Below are 19,634 nucleotides of genomic sequence, written 5' to 3'. Positions count from 1 at the left end.
CAACTGGTATAATCACTCTACCATATCTCGGCAGTTTGAACAGAGCCTTGCTGACACTGTCTCATGCCGGCCGGTCTCCCGCCGGCACTGCGACGTCGCTGTCGCCGCTTGTCGGCTCGACCGGCGCTCGCCGCGTCATCGCCTGCCGTCCGGCAAGCGCGAGCACGAAGATGACGACGATGCCCTGGACGATGTCTTGGGCGCCGGGAGGCAGGCCAACGATCTGCATCGTGGTGACGATCAGAATCAGCAGGATGCTGGCGAACAGGGTGCCGACAGCGGTTGCCGAGCCGCCGAAGATCAGCGTTCCGCCAAGCACCACCGCGGCGATCGACTGCAACAGGTAGGGCTGGCCCATTTCGAGGAAGGCGCCGCCGATATAGGCGCCGAGCAGCAGCCCGTTGAGCGATGCCAGCACCGACGAGATGATAAACGCCGATGCGATCACCGGGCCGGTCTTGATGGCGGCGAGCCGCGCAGCAGTGCGGTTCTGACCGACCGCCGACAGCAACTGGCCGAACACCGTGTAGCGCAGCACGAAGGAGGTCGCCGCCACGCCGAGGATGGCGATGACGGCCATGATAGGCACGCCGGAAATGCGGCCCGATGCCAGATATTTCAGCGCCGGGCTGACGGTGAAGCCCGAGATCGCCCGATTCGACAGCAGCGTCGCGGTGGCCAGCACATAGCCGGTCGCCAGCGTGGCGATGATGGCCGGGATACCGAGCCCGACGACAAGCAGCGAATTGAGCGCGCCGACGGCAAGGCCGAGCAGGATCGCGGCGGCAACGCCGATGGCGAGGTTGGCATCCTGACCCTTGATCGTGAGTAGCGCGACGAAGGCACTGAGCGTGATCACCGAGGCAACGGAGAGATCGATGTTGCCGCGCCCGGTCGTCACCACGAACATCTGGCCGATGCCGACGATCGTCAGGAAGGACGCCGACAAGACAATGCCTGACAGGCTGGAAAGGCTGAAGCGGTTGGTAACGATCGACAGCACCAGCCATAACAGCAGCACGCCGATCGCCGCCCAGATCCAGCGGTTCCTCTGCGCCCAGAGGCTGAAGGCGGCCACGGCGTTCATTGCTCGCTCCTGCGGTCGGCGGTCAGGCTGCGCAGCGTCAGCAGTGCGATCAGGATCAGGCCTTGTGTCGCGGCGTTGAAATCGCTGCTGACGCTGAGCGTGCCGAGCAGCGCGCCGATCAGGGACAGCGTCACCGCGCCGGCGATGGCGCCGACCGGCGAGATGACCCCACCGAGCAGCGAGCAGCCGCCCATCACCACCGCGGCGACGCTGAGCAACGTGAACGAGTTACCGGAATTGATGTCGCTCGCTGTGTTGATCGCCGTCAGCGACAGGCCGGCGGCGGCCGCAAACAGCCCGGCGATGAGATAGCGCACCAGCGCATAGCGCGTTGGTGACCATCCCGAGCGGATCATCGCCGTCGGATTGTTGCCGAAGCCGCGCAGCACCACGCCGAGCGGCAACCGGTCGATGACGAAGACGATCAGCGCGACCGCCGCGATGAGGATGACGGAGGTCGGCACCATGCCGAGCGACCAGTTGAAGAGCGCCGACAGCCATTCCGGGCTGGCGCCGCCGGGCGTCGGCTGAAGCGCATAACCCAGCCCGACCCAGATGAAGGAGGCGCCGAGCGTGACGACAATGGCCGGGATCTTGCGCGCCTGGATCACGCCGCCAAGCCCGGCATAGGCGGCGAGCGCCGCCACCAGCGCCAGCGCGCCGAGCCATGGCTGGTCGTAGAGCAGCGTGGCGCTGAGCACGCTGACTAGGCCCGCAAAGGCGCCGACGCCGAGGTCGATCTCGCTGCCCCCGACGATGAACATCTGCGCCGCCGTCACCAGCACCAGCGACAGCGCCGGCATCAGCAGCAGGTCGAGGCCGAAGATCGAGGCGACCGCCGGATTGGCCGAGATCATGACGGCCAGCACGGCGGCAAGGCCAATGAACGGCGCCGCGTTCACCAGCTTTCGGCCAAGCCCGGCCGTGGCGGCATCCTTGTGCCCGGCGCCGGCATGACCGTCCGCCGGCAGCGTGAAAGAGGCTCCGACAACAGCCGATTCCGTGATCGCTTCGCCCGAGAGTTCCCGGACGATACGCCCGCCGGCAAAGACCAGAACGCGGTCGCAAGCCAGCAGTTCGGCGTCCTCGGTCGTATGCCAGACCAGTGCGCGGCCGCTGCGCGCAATCTCGTTGCACAGCCGATAGAAATCCTGCTTGGTGGCGATGTCGACGCCGCGCGTCGGGTCGTCGAGCAATATGATCGGGGTGTCGGCGACCAGCGCCCGGGCGACCAGCGCCTTCTGCTGGTTGCCGCCGCTGAGCTCGGTGATGTTGGAACCGAAGCGCCTGTCGTCCAGCCGCAACCTGCTGGCGGCGCCGGCGGCCGTGTCGCGGTTGGCGCGATCGGAGACCAGGCTGAGCGCCGGGCGGCGGGCCAGCGCGCCGATGCAGATGTTCGCGAGCACGCTCCAGAGCGGGAACACGCCTTCCTTCTGCCGGTCGCCGGCTATGAAGCCTGCCTGCGCATGTCTTGTGGCTGCAGCGTTTTGCTTGCGGTCGGGGCTGAAGATCGCATGCAGCAGCTCCTTCTGGCCGCTGCCTTCGAGGCCGGCCAGCCCGACGATTTCGCCGCGCACGATGTCGATGTCGCGGCCGAGCTCCGCCGTCAGCGGGCCGGAGAGCCGCACCAGCACGTCCTGGGCGGAAGCGGCGGAGACGGTGTGCTGATGCACCGGATTGGCATCGCCGCCCATCAACTGCACCAGCCTGCCGATCGAAGCGTCCGCGACATGGCCCTGCCATGCGGTGCGTCCGTTGCGCAGCACCACGATCTCGGTGGCGATGTCGATGATCTCCTGCAGCTTGTGGCTGATGAAGATGAAGGCGAGCCCGGCCTTCGCTCGTTGGCGGATGAAGGCGCGCAACTGTTTCGAGCGGTCGAGATCGAGTGATGATGTCGGCTCGTCGAGCACGATCAGCTTGACGCCGGGTGTCGCGGCGGCGCGGGCGATCTCGACCATCTGCCGTTCGGCGATGGAGAGGTGGCCGACCTCGGCGTCGGCATCGATGCCGTTGTTGGGAAAGACAGCGTCGAGCGCCTCGCGGGCTCGGGCCCGGTAGAGCGCCCGCCAGCCGGGCCGGCTTGCCGCGTCGCCGGGGGTTTCCAGAAAGAAGTTCTCGGCGACCGACAGATTGGCGCAGAGCGACAGCTCCTGATGCACCATCCGGATGCCGCGCCGCTGCGCCTCGCCGGTGCCGTAGTCGGCGAACCCGATCTCTTCGCCAGCGAAGCAAATCGAGCCGAGCGTCGGCCACATCGCGCCGCACAGGATGCGCATCAGCGTCGATTTTCCAGCGCCATTGCCGCCGACCAGCCCGATCACGTCGCCGGCGCCGACGGAGAGGTCGATCCCCGCATTGGCGAGCGTCGGTCCAAAGCTCTTCGTTATCCCGGTGAGCGAGACGACGCTTTGCCGGATGGGAGCGGCAGGCGCCGTGGACGCGGCGCTGTCCTGTTCGGCAACAGCAAGCTGGGACATTCGTCCTCCATTTCTTCGAGATCGGGCGGGCTGCACGCCGCGCCCGATCGAGGGGGAGCTGTCGTGTTACTTGCTCAGCAGGTTCTGCTTCACCCAGTCCAGCGAATAGCTCGGGCTGATGATCTGGCCGCCCGGCAGCTTCGCATAGTCCTTGAGGTTGCCGGCATCGACCGTCGCCACCGGCATGATCATCAGCTTGGGCGCCTTGGCGCCCTTCAGCAGCGACAGGCCGAGCCAGAAGGCAGCGCCGCCGATGCCCGGCGTGGTGTTCATCGACACCGTCTGGTAGCCGTTCTTGGCATTCTCGTCGGCCCACCATTTGACGAAGTCGGTGCCGCCGCCGCCCTCGATGATCGGCATTTTGCCGGTGTAGTCGCCGCCATACTGGACGAAGGCCTGCGCGATACCGACGTCGTCGCTGCCGCCCTGGCCGAGCACGGCGTCGACATGCGGCAGCGAGGGCAGCACATTGGCGATCGCCGCCTGCGCCACCGAGGCGGTCGCCTGGCCATAGACGGTCGCGACCACCTTGATGTCAGGATACTTCGCCAGCACCGATTGCTGCGCATTGAACATGTCGTTGTCGGGCGCCGAGCCCTTCACGCCGCGCACCTGCAGGATGTTGCCCTTGCCGCCGAGCATCTTGAAGACGGCCTCGGCCTGGGTGGCCTTGTAGCCCTTGAAGTCGAAATTGAGCTGGTAGTTGCAAGGCGCCGAGGCCACAGAATCGAAAGAGATGACGATGATGCCGGCCTTGCAGGCTTTTTCGATGATGCCGTTGACCGCGGTTTCCGAGGCGGCGTCGACAGCAAGCACGTCGACCTTTTTGAGGATCAACTCGGCGATCTGGCTGTTCTGCTGCGCGACGGAGCCGTCGCCGTTCATGACGATGTAGTCGGCGATCTGCCCGGCGGCCTTGGCTTCCTTGGCAGAGGCTTCGAACGCTTCCACCATCTGGTGCCGCCAGGTGTTGCCGTAATAGGCGTTGGCGAGTGCGATGACCGGCACGTCCGAGGATGCCATTGCCGGCATCGCAGTAACGCTAGCGAGCGCGGCGCTGGCAAGCGCCGCCACGATTGCAAATCTCATAGTATTTCCTCCCAAAAACACGATCGGCTTGGCCGCCACACGAGCACGGCGTTCCTGATGACGATGACGCCATGTCAGGTACACATTATACCAGCATACCAAATAGGCAAGCGCCCGCTATGGCATGGTGAGCCGGGATGCCGGAGCGCCGCTTGTCGTCTACAACCGCCCGAGACGACCTTCGTGGCGCGGTTCCTTGGCGCGTGCCACCTGATCGAGGCAGACTACGAATTGGCATCGTCCGAGATGGTCCTGAGGATCGGCGATGGCCTTCGACTTGCCTGCGCGGCCGTGGGCTCGGTAGCAAGGCAAGGCCTTGCACGAGGCATCGTCGCGCATTGATCGTCCTCTGGGTTTCGATAGGTAAGTCATGATGCGACTCGGCCCCAATCACCGACATTGGGCGGGGAGCCAAGCAGATGACGCGACTTCGGGGTGGCGGCGACCAGCACTGAAGGGATAGCCGAAGATCACGCCCGGCGCTCAGAAAGCTACGCTGACATGCCTGCAGCTGAAAAATATCGGCAAATCAGTTCGAAGCTGCCGATCTGAACTTGCTGGGCGGTTGGCCATAGGTCTGACGGAACAGCCTCGAGAAATGCGAGGCGTTTTCAAACCCGACCTCGATGGCGATCTCGATCATCGGAGCCCTGGTCTGCATCAGGAGGTGCTTCGCCCGCTCCAGACGCACCCTTGTATAAACAAGTGCCGGAGAAGACCTTGTTTTTTCCATGAAGAGGCGCTCGAGTTGCCTTCGGGATATTCCAACCAAGGCCGCCAGCTTGGGAATGGAGATTGTATTCTCAATGTGGTTCTCCATGATGATGAGCGCCGCCTTGAGCCGCGGATCGTGGCTCTCGATGGAAAGCGGTCTGCGCGGCTGGATGTCCGAAGCCGAGCGCGCCTTCTCGATCTGCAGCACTTCGAGTGCGTTTGTCTCGGCCTCCCTGCTGATATGGCGCCTGACGATAGACGCCGCCATATCCGCAGCGCTGCTGCCGCCGGCACATGATCCCCTGGTGCGATCAAGATTGAACAGACGGTCCGCCCTGACCGCGTGATCCGGGAAGCGCTCGCGGAACGCCTGAAAGTGGAGCCAGCTGACGCAAGTCTGATGGTACTTCATCAGGCCGGCCTCGGCCAGGATGAACGTTCCCGTACAGACCCCAATCAACGGGACCTTCGCAGCGGCGGCTCGCTTGAGGTAGCTGACTGTCTCGCTGTCGACCGGGAATTCACTGTTCAGGAGCCCGCCCACGACGACGATATAGTTGAACTCACCCGGGTCCACGAAATCCGATGTCGGCGCGACTTGCACTCCGCAACTGGAGGTGATCAGGTTTCGGGTGCTTGCCAGGAGCTGCCAATCGGCCAAAACCCTGCCGGATTTGTCGGTCTCGTCGCTCGCCAATCTGAGCGTGTCGACGAACAGCGCGAACGCGGAAAGGGTGAAGGAGCGAGCGAGAACAAAGCCGATTTTCAATCGCTCGATCTCCGGAACGTCATTGGCTGATTTCATGATTGTCTCAACCTGTGCCTATTTGACCGGGAACCGCCGCGCCTTCCGAAACCGTTTTCACACTGGCAATGATGCCAGCCGCAGTCGCCCCGCAATAGTCCATGAACGACGTGACCGTCTCAGAACAAGTGCCGTCGCGATCGCCGATCCTAGCCATACGCCTCGCCGATCATACCTGGCGCCTATTTCGCCTCGGGCAAATCCACCCCGGGTTCTGTCTCGTCCATCATCTGCTTGACGGCATCGGCCGACCTGCTCATCCTCGCTTCGTCGTTGGCCAAACCCGCGAAGCGTTCCAGCAAGTTGGCGAACGCCACCAGTTCCTGCTCATCCCACTGCGCCAGTGACTCAGCGAAAATCCGCCATTTGGTCTGACGCACCGCCGTCACGAGGCGCTCGCCCCTGGCGGTGAGCTTGAGGCAAATGCGTCGGGCATCGAGTTGCGATGCGACGCGGAAGGCGTAGCCGCGCTCGACGATATCGGCGGAGATACGGCTGGCGCGGGAAGGGTCGATCCCCAGGCGCTCGGCGATGATGCCGACCGTCACCTCGTCCTGCGGGGTGACGCTGACGACTGGATTGAGCGCGATAGCGCTGATCGCATCGAGATGGCTCACTTCCAGCGACGGGTCGATGCGGGCCAGGATCAAACGACCGAAGTCGCGGCGCTGGATCGAGCGGCGCACCTTTTGCATCACCGCATCGATGGCGGCGACGGCCTCGGCGGCCGGTTCGGACAAGCCACTGCTGCGCGCCAAATCCGCGAGGTCCTGATCGCCGTGGATTTGACACACGGCGGAAAATCGGTCGGGATTGCCCGGTCCGGTATCGTTGCTGCCCATAGCACAGCGCGCTAGCAAAAATATATGCAAAAGTCAATTATGTGCCGGTGGCATATATTTGTCATTGACATATATATGCCACAGGCACATAAATCGCGCCCAAGTACGCCAAGTACGCCAAGTACGGAGACACTTATGACTGTCGACACGACCCTTCCGGACGCGGCACCCGTAGAGGCCGGAGCCAAGCCCGATCTCACGACGCTCATTGTCTATTTCGGCGCGCTGATCGCAATGTTCATGGCCACCATCGACATGCAGATCGTCGTCACCGCCTTGCCCACCATTGCCGGCGAACTGGGCAATCTGCACCTGTTCGGCTGGGTCGGCGCCGCCTACCTGCTGTCGACCGCCGCCGTCGCGCCGTTCTACGGCAAGCTCGGCGACATGTATGGCCGCAAAAACGTGGTGTTGACGGCGATCGGCTTGTTCGTGCTGGGTTCGCTGGTCTGCGGCATGGCATGGTCGATGGAGAGCCTGATAGCCGCACGCGTCCTGCAGGGTATCGGCGGCGGCGGGCTGATGGTCTCGGCCTTCGCCATGATCGGCGAATTGTTCGGGCCGCGCGACCGCGCCAAATATCAGGGCTACAGTTCGGCGGTTTTCGCGCTGTCGTCGGTCCTTGGCCCGTTGGCCGGAGGCTATATCACCAGCCTGTTCGGCTGGCGCTGGGTGTTCCTGGTCAATCTGCCGATAGGCATCGTCGTGCTGGCGGTACTGGCGTTCGCCATGCGCAGCCGGTTCAACGAGAAGAAGCACCGCATCGACTATCTGGGCGGCCTGCTGCTGGCCATCGGCACCACCGCCATCGTCTATTGGGGCTATCATGTGCTCGACCCTGCCGGGCCGGACCTGCTCACCTTTGTGCTGCCGGTACTCGCGCTGGCCGCCATCGCCTCGTTCATCATGGTCGAGCGGCGGGCCGAGGAGCCGATCGTGCCCTTGCGGCTGTTCGCCATTTCGACGGTCCGCATCGTCTCGGCCGTGTCGCTGGTCGCCGGATCGGTGACGCTTGGGATGTTCTTCTATTTCGCGCTCTACATGCAGACGCTGACCGGACTGAGCCCGGCCGAAGTCGGCTTCCTGTTCCTGCCGGCGTCCGTGACCTCGATGATCATCTCGATAGTGGCCGGGCGGGTGATTGCCGCAACCGGCCGCTACAAATGGATGCCGGTTGTGGCGATGGGGATTGGCGGGCTGCTGATGCTGGGCTTTGTCCTTGTCAATTCGCACACGCCGATCTGGGTGCTGGCGGTGATGATGGGCCTGTTCGGCATCAGCATGGGCCTGCAGTTCCAGGTGCTGATCGTGGCGATCCAGGCCGCCGCACCGCTGCAGGACATCGGCGCGGTGACCTCGCTGATCACCCAGGCGCGGACCATCGGGGCATCCTTGGGACTGGCGCTGAACGGCGCGGTGATGACCTGGGCCCTGAACCGGCAGACAGCCGAGCTTCCCGCCGATGCCGCCGCGCTGCTGCCGGACGGCCTGACCGGACTGAACCCGCACCTCGCGTCGAGCCTGCCGGCTGCGGTCCGCGAAGTGGTGCTCGGCCACTATTCGAGTGGCTTCGACACGATGTTCCTCTGGGTGGCGGCGCTCTACTTCGTCGCCATGGCGCTGACGCTGCTGCTCGAGGACATCCAGATTCCGAAGCGGGGCTGAGCCCGAGAGGCGTTAAGCCTTGCGCAATCTTCGCAGTCTATGTTGACTGACAGATTGCGAGGGAACATGAAACGCAAGCCGCTTCTGCTTTTTGCCTTCCCGTTTCTCATTCTTGCGATCCTGGCAGGGGAGCGCATCGCAGCCTTCCTGCTGGGATCCTATCCAGCCAGTCCTACCGCATGGTGGGTATGGCTTGAACTGCGCCCGTTGTCGACGATGCTTTGGCAGCAGGTCAATGCCTATCTGGGTGGCTCGATGGCTGCCGACGCCGCCATCCTTGCCACCGCATCGATCGTCTGCTGGTTAGCATGCCAGACCCGAAGGTCGGCTTTCTTCTTCCTCACCAACCACGTCGCCCTGCTTTTCGCCGGGCTGATGATCGCGGCCGGCAGCCACTCGGAAACGGCGAGCACGATCGCTGCGTTCACGTCGCCCAAGGGTCTTCCGTACTCGCTGGCAGTGGATTTCACCTTGAAGAACAGCCTGGTGCTGCTTCTGGGCGCCGCGGCCTGTGTCTACTGCCACATCGTCTTCCTCGCCGAATCGCGGGCGCGGTCCGAAGCCCGGACCAACCGCATCCTGGCCCTGCAGCGCGATCTCTAAACCCTTCCAGGCTGCCCAGATCTAGGCCTTGCCAAGTCTAATTGATCCTCCGGTAATAGACCTTGCCGTCAGGCTGCTGGATGCGCTGGTAGTTGGAGCTTGGGGGAGGGGGCGACGCCGGTGCTGCCCTCTTCCTAGGCGCACGCGGCGCTTCGATGACACTGGGTTCGCTCGCGCTCGCGCCTTCGAGAGCTTCGGGCGCTTCCGCCAGCGTGCTGGTGGTCATCTCCGGCGGTTCCGGCGCACCCGGCGTGGCCTCGCCGCCGGCGATCGGCCTAGTCAGTGCCAGCTGGGCAACGTTGCCATTGATCTCGTTGAAGCTGCCTTGCAGTTGGCTGTCCAGTTTCTCGAACCGGCTCTGGAAGCCGTTGTTGACCGTGTCGAGCCGTGCCGCGATCCGCTGCTCGAACGCTCCGAGCTGCTCCAGCCGCGCTTCGACGAAACGCAGGTCGCTCATGCCCCGGTAGAGATAGATCGCGGCCGCCATGTTGACCACGGTGAGCAGCAAGGCACCGCTGGCTATGAGGATTGCGATCGTCTTTGCCTTGCTGGGTCTCTCGATGGCAACCGGTTCGCGCTGTTCCTGGTTTCCGATATCGATCGCCGGCATGTCCGGTTCGCTGATCGTCGTCATTGGACCACCACCTTTGCGCCCACCGCGACGCGCTTGAAAAGATCGATCACATCGGTGTTGGTAAGCCGAAAACATCCCGATGTGCCGTCGAAGCCGACACCCGACGGATCGTTGGTGCCGTGTATCCTGTAGAGCGTGTCGCGACCGTCGCGAAGCAGATAGAGCGCCCTTGCGCCGAGGGGGTTGTAGGGGCCGGCGGGCACCATTTTCGGCAGCTCCGGCTGGCGGGCCCGCATTTCCTGTGGCGGGCGCCACTCCGGCCATTCGGTCTTCGCCCCCACCTTGACGACGCCCGTCCAGCCAAACCCGTCGCGTCCGACGCTGATCTGGTAGCGAAGCGCCTGGCCCTGGCGGGTCACCAGGTAAAGCGCTTTCTCGGTCTTGCGGATGATGATCGTTCCTGGCTGCTCGGTGGTTGCGAAGGCAACCGTCTTGCGCAGGCTGGGACCCATCGCCGGCAGCGGCGGCCGATCCGAAAGGCTCGATCTCGCCTGGGCGAAATCCTGGACGGGCATCGCCAACGCCACGCCCAGCAGGCTGGCGCAGGCCAACCCCTGGGCGATCCGGTAGCTAGCGTGCAGCAGCGTCATCGAGCCGCTCTTTGAACATCCGCTTCAGGTCCTTGTTGAAGCGCGCCCGCCCATCGACTTCGGAAGGCAGGATCGCACGATTCAAGGCGTCGGTCAGCAGCGCATTGTCCAGCGCGACCGACTTGATGTGCGGCGCCTTGAAGATCTTCTCGAGCTCGCTGCGCGAGAAGTGGTTGCCGAACCATTTGCGCTTGTGCTTGTTGGCGACGAGCGTGATGTTGACCGCATTGCCGCGCAGCTCGCGGATTTTCTTGTAGAGCCGCTTGCCTTGCCGCAGCGAAGCGACATTGAGTTCGAAGACGATGAAGATCTCGTCGCTCGTCGACAGCACGGAGTTGTGCCAGGGCGTCTCGATGTTCGGCAGGTCGATGACGATGTCGTCGAAACGGTAGGCGACGAGGTCCAGCAGCCGGAACACGAAATCGCTGCCTTGCGGCTCGAAAGGCAGCTGCGGCCTTTCGAACGCATAGAGGGTGAGGCCGGACGGGCGCGACAGCTTGATGACATCCATCAGTTCGACATCGAGCCGTTCCGGCTGGCCGATGATGCCGGCGAGGTCGAACTGGTTGAACAGGTTGAGGTAGGCGCCGCAATTGGCGCTCTGGAAATCGAGATCGACCAGGCAGGTGGAAGCCGCGCGTTCGGTCGATTTCGACGCCAGGTGTTCGGCCGCCGAAAGCGCCAGCGTCGTGGCGCCCGCGCCACCGCTGGCGCTGATGAAGGTGATGATCCGGCTTTTCGTGCCCTGGTTGCCGGTGTCGTGGAAGGTCACCGCGTTGAGCAGCTCCTTGCCGTCGAGCGGCTTGTGCAGCCAGTCCGAGGCGTTCATGCGCACCAGCACGCGCGTCTGTTCGGATGACAATTCGTCGGAAACCGCGATCAGCGGCACGGTCGCCCACAGCGCGCGCGCCTCGACGATGCCTGGTCTGCCGAGCAACTCGCCATTGCTGAGATCGAGGATGACGATACCCGGGCGCGTTTCCGCGGGCGGCCCCTTGAGAAAGTCACCGGTCTCGGAAATCCGCACATCGTAGATCGCCAGCGCATCGAGCCGCGTCGCCACCTCGCGCTTGAAATTCGGATCCGACGAGAACAGCGCAACCTGCTTTCGCTTGGTCGGTGTAACCTTGGTGTTGATGGCGTTCATGGCGTCCACGTGCTCTTCATGTCTTCGCCCGTAACCGTGCTCAGCATGGAGGGCATGGTGATGGTTCCGAATCCGAGCAATCCGGCCAGAAAAAAGAACTGAAAGGGATGATTGGTGATGCTGACCGTGATGGTCGGTACCGGCCCGCTGGGACGCGTCCAGTAGCCGAGGCCGGAGGCGGCATATTCGATTCGCACCTGGGATTTTTCCAGCATCGGCAGAAAGTCATGCATTCCTGCACGGTTGGCAGTGCCGTCATAGATCGCATCGAACGAGGTCTGGCTCGCGTTCGCGGCTAGGCACGCGGCTGTTCCGATGCTGCAGCAAGCGACACCTGCTGCGCTTGCAGTGCAGGTATAGTCATACGTGCCAGCCGGCACCGCGGCACCGACTTTAGTGACGTCGCTCTGCGTCAACGTCTCAAGTGGAAGCCCGATGGCAACAGGGGTAGAAATCTGCGCCAGTCTTGCGCCGGCCTGCACGGCTTTGTTCCCGGCGTTCCACTGGTAAAAGGCGTAGCCGAAGTCGACGAAACCAAGCAGCAGCGTCAGCAGCAATGGCAGAGCGATGGCCATTTCGACCATCGTGGCGCCCGACTGCTCGGCGCGGAACCTTCGGTTTTCCATCACCATCCGAAGACGCGCTCCTGATGCAATGCGGTGATGTCGATGCTTGCAAAACCCAGATAATCCCAGAACACCATGCCGCTGTATGGCAACGCGGTCCTGACCTGCACGACGATCACCGTGCCGGTGCTACTGAGATAAAGTTCGTTTCCACTGCCATCGATCGCTTGGGTGGAAATAGCCTTGGTGATCTCAACCGTCGCTGGAAGCCATCCAGCCACTCTGGCGCTGCCGCCAGCGATCGCCCCATTCGCCGCAAGGTTTTGTGCCAGGCCCTTGCAAGTATCCCAATCACTGCTGCAACGCGCCATATAGCGGGCTGCATCTTCGACGCCTGCTTCAAGGAGCAGGCGCGTGTTCAGAACGTTGGAAAACTCAAACACGCCGGCCGACAACAGCAATACGAGTGGTACGGTGATCGCGACTTCCACCAAGGCGGCGCCGCTTTCGTCGCCTTGGAACCGCCGGATGATTTTGCCCAACCTGGTCATGTCGCCCTACCGATACAGCTGGGCTTCATTGCGGAATGCTTTGTCTACAAGGGTGTTGTTGGCAAACCCGCCGTCAACGTCGACAATCTCCAGGCTGATAGGCTTCTCGCTGGCCGAAGAATCTTCATCGTCCTTGCTGTTATCGTTCTTTTGAACCGGAGTGTTGACGAACACGCTCGCGTAGCCGTCTGGCTTGATCTGGCTATGCCCGTTGATCTTGCCCGTGTTGGCGATGCAATCGACGATTGCCATGTTGAGGAGACGGCGATCTGGATCGTCGGTCAGGGCTGGCGTGGTGCCCTTGTAGCATAGTGGTGTGCCGACCTCCTGCGTAGGATTGTTCGATTTATCTCCTACGCGACCGTTGCCGATTTCGTACCTGTACACGTCGTAGCGGGAGGCTGGAGCCGTCGTGAGCCCGGTCGGGTTGGTTTTGGCCGGGACGGGTGTCGTGTAGGCTTGCTTGTGGTTGGCAAGCCAGTATGCGCTCCAAAAGCCCTGACTGGTGATCTTGTCAGATTTTCCATTGGTGTAGTTGGCACCGGGAGGGAGAGGCAACGCAGACCCGTCCGTAACAGGAGAGTATTTGTTGCATGCATTGCTCTTTTGCCCTTTGCGCACATTCAGCGAAGGCCGGTACGCCCAATTTTTGTCCTGCTTGTTCAATGAGTTGCTATAGATGGCAAAACGGGTATTCAGCCCAGCGTTGACCTGGCCCAAGGTGACACCGGTTTTCGTGGTGATTGCGTCTCGGTTGTAGCAAGTGCCTGCCGTTCCCATCGCTATGGCGTCTCGCAGCGAGGTTAGACTGTTGTCGAGCAGGCCGAAGTTTCCAGGATTCCAAGTATTGTTGTCTGACTTCAAGATTCGAAACTCGCGACCATAGGTGTCGCCAGACGCGAAGGCCTGCTGGATCGTTTTGCTGGTCAACGGGTCGGTCGTCTCGAACGGGTTGCACATGAAAATCGGCACGGTTTCGCAGATCGACTGAACGAACCCGGCCACGGCCTGTGGCTGGATGTCGATGGTGTCCTTGCTGCCGATAAAGCTTGCCGGAAAGATCGTTTCGAAGGCACCGGCACCATCCGCCAAGCCGGAAGGGTTCACCGTCACTTCCGCGAATGATACCGCTTTGGGGTCGGTGCTCGCCCAGTTTGTGCCACCGGCGTCAACGCCCGCGGCGCTCAATAGGGTGCTGTCGCTGGCGGGAATTCCGGTCAGGTAGGTAATGGTCACCTCAGACAGGGCGAGCGTGTGATCGTGCGAGGTAGGATCGTTAGAGGTAGAAAACTTGGTTTTGTTTGTGACCCCCAGGTTCGCCACCGCCCGGTTGGCTCGGGTGATCGAATCCGATTTGCCATCAAGTTCCGCCGCGGCGGCAAGCGCAAGCGCATCGACACCCTTCTGCAGATCGTTGTGAAGGTCGTTGGCCCGGCTCATGTCGATGGCAAGTACCGCGAAGCCGATAAGGACGGGCAGCATGATTGCGACGAAGATCATCGCTATGCCGCGTTGATCGTTCCAGAACGCACGAATGGCCCCCAACATGACCTTACTCTCTCTCTCACCTTGCGCCAGGGCCCCTCGCATGCCCGGCGCCCTCCGCATCCTTCCGTTCAGTTCACTGCGATGTTACACCCGAGCCGCCGACATTGACCGTGATCGCCGGCGGCGGCGGCGGCGGCGGCGGAAATTTGTAGTTGTGGGCAACTGCGGCGGCGCGCGTGCCGTCGCCTTCGATCCTGGTGTTCCTGGACGCCGGGTTGAGCGGGTCGACCGTCTGCAGCAGCGAATTGAACTTCTGTGAGTCGCCGGCGGCCAAGGTCACCGAATCATAGTTGTTCAGATAGTCCGCGGCGCAGCCTGACAGCGCGCCGGCGCACAGGATGAGGATCAGGGCGCTATTTCTTGACATAGAGCATCTTGTCCTTCGATTTGAAGTCCAGCATGTGGCCATAGGGGCCGGTGACGCCGTCGCCCGTTTCATATTTGCGGATCATGTCCTTGTTCACCTCGAGCTGCCCGAGGATAAAGAACTCCGGGTCGTTGGCAGGTCGCGTCTTGTCGAACGGTGTCGCCAGTTGTTCGCCGGGCCTCACCGGCCGCACGATGTGCGGCGTGACGATGACCACCAGCTCGGTCTCTTCCTTCTGGTTGCTCGAATTGCGGAACAGTGTCCCGATAACCGGCACCTGGCCGAGCCAAGGCACCTGGTTCTGAAGCTTGGTGGTCTTGCTCGACAGAAGCCCGCCGACGGCGAAGCTCTGACCGTCGCGCAGTTCGACGACGGTTTCCAGTTTGCGGTTGGTGAAGATCGGGTCGCCGGCGGTGGTGAAGCCGGTCAGGTCGCTGACCTCCGGCGCCAGCCTCATATGGATCTTACCGTCGTCGAGCACGACTGGCGTGAACTGCAGATTGACGCCGAATTGCTTGAACTCGACCTGGACCTGACCATTGGCGTCAACGCTGCGGATCGGCACCTGGCCGCCAGCATTGAAGCTGGCTGGTTCGCCGGAAAGCGTGGTCAAATTGGGCTCGGCCAGCGTGCGCACCACGCCCTTGGCCTCGAGCGCCTCGATGATCAGGTCGACCTTGATGTTGTTGTCGATGACGCGGGTGATTAGCGCCGCGAACGGGTTGGAGTTCGACAGGAGGCCGCTGATCAGATCGCCTGGCCCGAGCACGACATTGTCCTGGTCGACGGCAGCAACACCAGTACCGGTACGGGTCGTGCCTCTGCTGTTGGTGCTCTTGATCGACACGCCGAGATCGCGGCCGGCATTGCGCTTGGCTTCCAGCACGCGCACTTCGAGATTGACCTGCTGGCTGTCGTCGACGATGACGGAGTTGATGATGGCGTCGGGACCATATTGCTGCGCAACTTCCATGATTGCCGCCAGCGTGGCGCCGTCCTTGACATGGCCGCCAAGCCTGACCCTGCCGTTGACCGAGCCGACTTCGATGCGCGACTTTGGCGCCACCTGGCGGATCGCCTGCGCCATGTCGCTGACGTCGACGCCGACTTCGATCTGGATGACACCGAGCGAGTGCTTGTCCGTGGAAAACAGATTGACCGTGGTGGTGCCGGCGCCCTTGCCGATGACATAGAGCGTGCGGTCGGTCATCGGCTGGGCATCGGCGATCTTCTCGTCGCCAACGACGATGTCGCCCAGATTGGCATTCACCTGGATCGTTACCGATTGCGACATCGGCAGGAAGATTTTATGGACGCTGGGGTTCGACACATCGATGAAACGGTCGGCTGCATTAGCCGCCAGGCTCGACAGCAACAGCGCCGCCAAACACGACAACGCGGCCGCCATCCTCAACCAAGACCCCTGCATCCCCGTCTCCCCAGTCGCTGCCGGTAGCAGCCCCATTTCATTCGCCGCACCATCGTTACGGTTGGTTATGGTTGTCGCGGCACGTCATATGTCTCGAGTTTCACACCCCGAAAAACGCCCACTGTAGCACGCGCCGGCGGCTCGGGTGTGACATATTTGACCACTTCCTTAACAACTTCACGCGCTTCCGGTGCCGACACCACCGCCGGAGCCGGCTTCACCTTGCTCAGATCGTCGAGACGGCTTCCCACCCGTTCCACGGCCTGGGTCAAACCGGCTATCTTGTCCTCGGCGCGTTTGCGCTCCTCCGCGGCCGCGGCTTGCTCAGCTGCCTTCTTGTCGAGTTCGGCCTGCCTGGCGGCGACGTCGGCCGCCGTTTCACCGGTCAGGTCGGAAAGCGTTACGCGTCCGGTCGTCTCGCCCTTGCTGGCCGCTGCCTGACGAAGCGCCAGCGACAATTGGCCAGCCCCTGCCGCGAGGGTCAATTTTTGTGCATCCTTGGTGCTGGCCTCGAGCGTCACCGACTTCACCACCGTCGGATTGTCCTTGCTCACATCAGCCACCTGGTCGACGGCGAGCACCTTCATGCTCTGCAGCAGCACGTCGACAAAACTCTTGTCCGCGCCATCGGCGCCGCGCACGGTCTGTGTCAGCAGAACATCGACCCGGTCACCCGGGAAGACGAAGCCGGCGACGCCAAGCACGTCGTTGACGCGAATGGAAACGGCCTTCATCCCTTCGCCGAGCACCGCCGAAAGCGTGGCACGCTGGCCGGGACCTGTGATCTTGCTGGCAAGGACGGGTTCGTTTGTGCTGATCGCCTGCAGCGCCTGCCTTGCGCCTTCGCCGGCCAGGGCATCCTTTGTCGTCTTGAACGCGCCTGCCGGTATTGCGCCGGCCGGCCAGGGAATTTCGCGCAGCTTGTCGGCGCTTAGCGTGTCGCCGAACTTCAACGGCATTGCTGCTACTACGACGGTGTCGCGCTGGGTGCCATTCGACTGTGCCATCGCATTGCGCTGGCTGGCCAGCCAGATGTTTGCAAGCACAACCGCCAGCACGCCGAACACGCCGGCGAGGATAATCATGATGAGTGTATTGGCGCGCATCTTCCCACCCCAAATCGCCCCCCAAGGGCGATGCTAGTTTTTTCCTGATGCAGAAGCCTGGGTCGGGACCGAGCGATCCCGACCCAGCAATATGGTTACGGAGCGCAAGCACCCGTGCCGGTGCCAGTCGCGCTTACGCCCTTGCCATCGAGATTGGCGCAGAGACCGGTGAACTGGTCGCCGACCCAGCCGCCGATAGCAAGGATTGCCAGCAGCGACGCCGCAGCGATGATGCCGACCAGGATGGAATATTCGACCATAGCAGCGCCGTTTTCGTCGTCGCGGAACTGCCGGGTCATCGTCATGAGCTTCTTCATGATAATTTCTCCCTTTGGAGGTTTGAACCCGACGAGACAGAGCCAAGGATGAAATCCATACCCAAGCATCCCCCGTCATCACGATCCTAGGTCCCGCAAAAAAGCAGAGTCAAACGGATTAACAGTTCCTTAACCTTCCAATACCTGACCAGAGGGCGGGTTAGTTTTTACAAGAGCTTGATTCGATTAATTTTTCAACCGCCTTAACCATTCGTTCACAATTTGGCCATACATCCAAATTCGGTATCCCTAAATTAGCTACTATGCATAACCCTTTATATATAAGGACTTACGGAGGGGTGTGGCTCGTTACGACCGGTCATGTCCCGTGAGGTGATGGCCCATTTCCGGCGCCTGGCGTGTTGTCAAATAAAATCGATTTTTTTGGGCCTCTGTCCTTAACTATGTCGGAAGTATTGTTCATTCGGTGACGCGTTCGGCGCTTGTGCCTTCCGTGGTTAACGCTTAGTTTCCAGGCAGGGGAATTTGCCGGGGGTTTCGCGAGATGTTGGGCCGCTTCATAAAGGGACCGAGTGAGACGCGGGCGCTGCAGGAGCCGACGCCTGTAGCGGTGATGCCCAGCGTTACGTCTCCAGCGACGGAGGTCGCCGAGGGCGGTGACGCCTTCCTGACGCTCAAGGTCGAGCTTCATCGCCACCTGATAGATCGCTTCAATCTGACCGCTCTTGAAAGTGCGTCCAAGGACGAGATCCTGAATGAGATCCGGCCGATCGTTCGCGAGTTCGTTCGCCAACGAAACGTGCCGCTGAATGCCCGCGAACTCGATCAGCTGACCAGCGACACGGCCGACGAGATGCTGGGGCTCGGGCCGATCGAGCCGCTGCTCAAGGACGATTCCATTACGGATATCATGATCAACACCCACAAACGCGTCTTTATTGAGCGGCGGGGCATGGTCGAGGAGACGGCAATCCGGTTTCGTGACGAGGCGCATCTGCTGCGCGTCATCAACAAGATCGTGTCGAACATCGGTCGGCGGGTTGATGAATCGTCGCCGATGGTCGATGCCCGCCTGGACGACGGTTCCCGCGTCAACATCGCGGTGCGGCCGATCTCGGTCGACGGTCCGCTGGTGTCGATCCGCAAATTCTCGAAGAACCCTTATTCGCTTGAACGTCTGATGGCGCTCAACTCGATCAAGCAACCGATGATCGACCTGCTGCGGATCGCGGTTCAGGTGCGCAAATCGATCCTGGTTTCAGGCGGCACCGGCAGCGGCAAGACGACCTTGCTCAATGCGCTGTCGAGCCACATCCCGTCCAGGGAGCGCCTGATCACCATCGAGGATGCGGCGGAACTGCAATTGCAGCAGCCGCATGTCGGCCGGCTGGAGACACGCCCGCCCAGTGTCGAAGGGAAAGGCGAGGTTCGGCAGCGCGAACTCGTCAAGAACGCGCTGCGCATGCGGCCTGATCGCATCATCGTCGGCGAAGTTCGTGGCGAGGAAGCCTTCGACATGCTGCAAGCGATGAACACCGGCCATGAAGGCTCGATGACCACCATCCACGCCAACACGCCGCGCGACGCGATCTCGCGGCTTGAGCAGATGATCGGCATGGCCGGCATGCCGATGACGCACGAGTCCATCCGGGCGCAAATTGCCTCGGCCATCGACATCATCGTGCAGACGCAAAGACTGTCGGACGGCGGCAGGCGCGTGACATCGATCTCGGAAATCACTGGGATGGAAGGCAATGTCGTGCAATTGCAGGAAATCTATCATTTCGTGCGGCGCGATGTCGCCGCCGACGGTACGATCATCGGCGATTTTCGTGCCACCGGTGTCAGGCCCCGATTCGCGGCGGAAGCGGCAACGCTAGGGCATCATTTCAGCAAGGACGCCTTCAATCCGCAGGTTGCGCTCTGATGCCGTCCGGCCAGGCATTGCTCTATTTTATCTACGTCCTTGCGGCGGCGTCGGTCATCCTCGCCGGCGAGGCCCTGTATCTTTCTTTTGCCGGTCGCCGTGCCGCGGTCGGCGCGATCAATCGTCGGTTGAAGCGATTGTCTGACGACGTTCCGGCAGAACGGACTTTGCAAAACCTGCTGCGCGAGCGGGGGCTGACGGAATCG

Annotated in this window: 18 protein-coding genes; 3 read left to right on the top strand and 15 right to left on the bottom strand. The window is 62.2% G+C overall.

Translation table 11 applies throughout. From position 1 onward, the window contains the following. Positions 1-61: 61 nt before the first annotated feature. The 5 genes from ACFFNA_RS31840 to ACFFNA_RS31820 all read right to left on the bottom strand — a co-directional run bounded on the left by ACFFNA_RS31840 (position 62) and on the right by ACFFNA_RS31820 (position 7,017). Entirely contained in the window at positions 62-1,087 is a 1,026-nt protein-coding gene (locus ACFFNA_RS31840; RefSeq protein ID WP_378923740.1) for an ABC transporter permease, read from the bottom strand. Then, positions 1,084-3,567, bottom strand: a complete 2,484-nt coding sequence (locus ACFFNA_RS31835; RefSeq protein WP_378923739.1) for an ATP-binding cassette domain-containing protein — start codon at positions 3,565-3,567, stop codon at positions 1,084-1,086. The genes ACFFNA_RS31840 and ACFFNA_RS31835 overlap by 4 nt, the downstream gene beginning before the upstream one ends. A 66-nt stretch (positions 3,568-3,633) precedes the next feature. After that, a complete protein-coding gene (locus tag ACFFNA_RS31830) occupies positions 3,634-4,656 on the bottom strand; it encodes an ABC transporter substrate-binding protein (RefSeq protein WP_378923738.1) in 1,023 nt (340 codons plus the stop codon). Positions 4,657-5,185: 529 nt separating this feature from the next. Further along, positions 5,186-6,175, bottom strand: a complete 990-nt coding sequence (locus tag ACFFNA_RS31825) for a GlxA family transcriptional regulator (protein ID WP_111546078.1) — start codon at positions 6,173-6,175, stop codon at positions 5,186-5,188. A 182-nt stretch (positions 6,176-6,357) separates the two neighbouring features. Next, positions 6,358-7,017 carry a MarR family winged helix-turn-helix transcriptional regulator gene (locus ACFFNA_RS31820; protein ID WP_378923737.1) on the bottom strand — a complete coding sequence of 220 codons (660 nt, stop codon included), beginning with the start codon at positions 7,015-7,017 and terminating at the stop codon, positions 6,358-6,360. 135 nt (positions 7,018-7,152) lie between these two features. Between ACFFNA_RS31820 and ACFFNA_RS31815 the strand changes: the two genes are divergently transcribed. Together ACFFNA_RS31815 and ACFFNA_RS31810 are read left to right on the top strand one after the other, a co-directional pair. Next, positions 7,153-8,682 (top strand): MDR family MFS transporter, encoded by a 1,530-nt coding sequence (locus ACFFNA_RS31815; protein WP_378923736.1) that lies wholly within the window; start codon positions 7,153-7,155, stop codon positions 8,680-8,682. Positions 8,683-8,748: 66 nt separating this feature from the next. Further along, on the top strand, positions 8,749-9,285 hold the full coding sequence (locus ACFFNA_RS31810; RefSeq protein ID WP_378923735.1) for a hypothetical protein: 537 nt from the start codon (positions 8,749-8,751) through the stop codon (positions 9,283-9,285). 37 nt (positions 9,286-9,322) lie between these two features. Here the strand turns inward: ACFFNA_RS31810 and ACFFNA_RS31805 are convergent, their stop codons facing one another. The 10 genes from ACFFNA_RS31805 to ACFFNA_RS31760 all read right to left on the bottom strand — a co-directional run bounded on the left by ACFFNA_RS31805 (position 9,323) and on the right by ACFFNA_RS31760 (position 17,540). Continuing rightward, positions 9,323-9,919 carry a hypothetical protein gene (locus ACFFNA_RS31805; protein ID WP_378923734.1) on the bottom strand — a complete coding sequence of 199 codons (597 nt, stop codon included), beginning with the start codon at positions 9,917-9,919 and terminating at the stop codon, positions 9,323-9,325. Continuing rightward, the gene (locus ACFFNA_RS31800) at positions 9,916-10,509 is read right to left on the bottom strand and encodes a L,D-transpeptidase (RefSeq protein ID WP_378923733.1); all 594 of its coding nucleotides are present in this window, start codon (positions 10,507-10,509) and stop codon (positions 9,916-9,918) included. The genes ACFFNA_RS31805 and ACFFNA_RS31800 overlap by 4 nt, the downstream gene beginning before the upstream one ends. Continuing rightward, positions 10,490-11,656: a CpaE/TadZ family protein gene (locus ACFFNA_RS31795; protein WP_378923847.1), complete on the bottom strand. Its 1,167-nt coding sequence runs from the start codon at positions 11,654-11,656 to the stop codon at positions 10,490-10,492. The genes ACFFNA_RS31800 and ACFFNA_RS31795 overlap by 20 nt, the downstream gene beginning before the upstream one ends. Next, complete coding sequence (locus ACFFNA_RS31790) at positions 11,653-12,288, bottom strand: TadE/TadG family type IV pilus assembly protein (RefSeq protein ID WP_378923732.1); 636 nt, start codon at positions 12,286-12,288, stop codon at positions 11,653-11,655. Before ACFFNA_RS31790 ends, ACFFNA_RS31795 begins: the two co-directional genes overlap by 4 nt. Continuing rightward, positions 12,282-12,773, bottom strand: coding sequence for a TadE/TadG family type IV pilus assembly protein (locus ACFFNA_RS31785; protein WP_378923731.1), 492 nt, complete (start codon positions 12,771-12,773; stop codon positions 12,282-12,284). Before ACFFNA_RS31785 ends, ACFFNA_RS31790 begins: the two co-directional genes overlap by 7 nt. 6 nt (positions 12,774-12,779) lie before the next feature. Continuing rightward, positions 12,780-14,321, bottom strand: coding sequence for a TadE/TadG family type IV pilus assembly protein (locus ACFFNA_RS31780; RefSeq protein WP_378923730.1), 1,542 nt, complete (start codon positions 14,319-14,321; stop codon positions 12,780-12,782). Between the two features lie 73 nt (positions 14,322-14,394). Beyond that, complete coding sequence (locus ACFFNA_RS31775) at positions 14,395-14,688, bottom strand: hypothetical protein (protein ID WP_378923729.1); 294 nt, start codon at positions 14,686-14,688, stop codon at positions 14,395-14,397. Beyond that, positions 14,675-16,117 carry a type II and III secretion system protein family protein gene (locus ACFFNA_RS31770; protein ID WP_378923728.1) on the bottom strand — a complete coding sequence of 481 codons (1,443 nt, stop codon included), beginning with the start codon at positions 16,115-16,117 and terminating at the stop codon, positions 14,675-14,677. The genes ACFFNA_RS31775 and ACFFNA_RS31770 overlap by 14 nt, the downstream gene beginning before the upstream one ends. A gap of 65 nt (positions 16,118-16,182) precedes the next feature. Beyond that, positions 16,183-17,223, bottom strand: a complete 1,041-nt coding sequence (cpaB, locus tag ACFFNA_RS31765; RefSeq protein WP_378923727.1) for a Flp pilus assembly protein CpaB — start codon at positions 17,221-17,223, stop codon at positions 16,183-16,185. Between the two features lie 95 nt (positions 17,224-17,318). Then, a complete protein-coding gene (locus tag ACFFNA_RS31760; protein WP_378923726.1) occupies positions 17,319-17,540 on the bottom strand; it encodes a Flp family type IVb pilin in 222 nt (73 codons plus the stop codon). A gap of 505 nt (positions 17,541-18,045) precedes the next feature. Here ACFFNA_RS31760 and ACFFNA_RS31755 point away from each other — a divergent pair. Then, the gene (locus ACFFNA_RS31755) at positions 18,046-19,428 is read left to right on the top strand and encodes a TadA family conjugal transfer-associated ATPase (protein ID WP_378923725.1); all 1,383 of its coding nucleotides are present in this window, start codon (positions 18,046-18,048) and stop codon (positions 19,426-19,428) included. Positions 19,429-19,634 lie beyond the last annotated feature (206 nt).

It is taken from the genome of Mesorhizobium kowhaii (assembly GCF_042431665.1).
GTDB classification, from domain to species: domain Bacteria; phylum Pseudomonadota; class Alphaproteobacteria; order Rhizobiales; family Rhizobiaceae; genus Mesorhizobium; species Mesorhizobium kowhaii.
The sequence above is the reverse complement of the archived record's forward strand: the minus strand, read 5'-3'. Positions and strand labels throughout refer to the sequence as shown.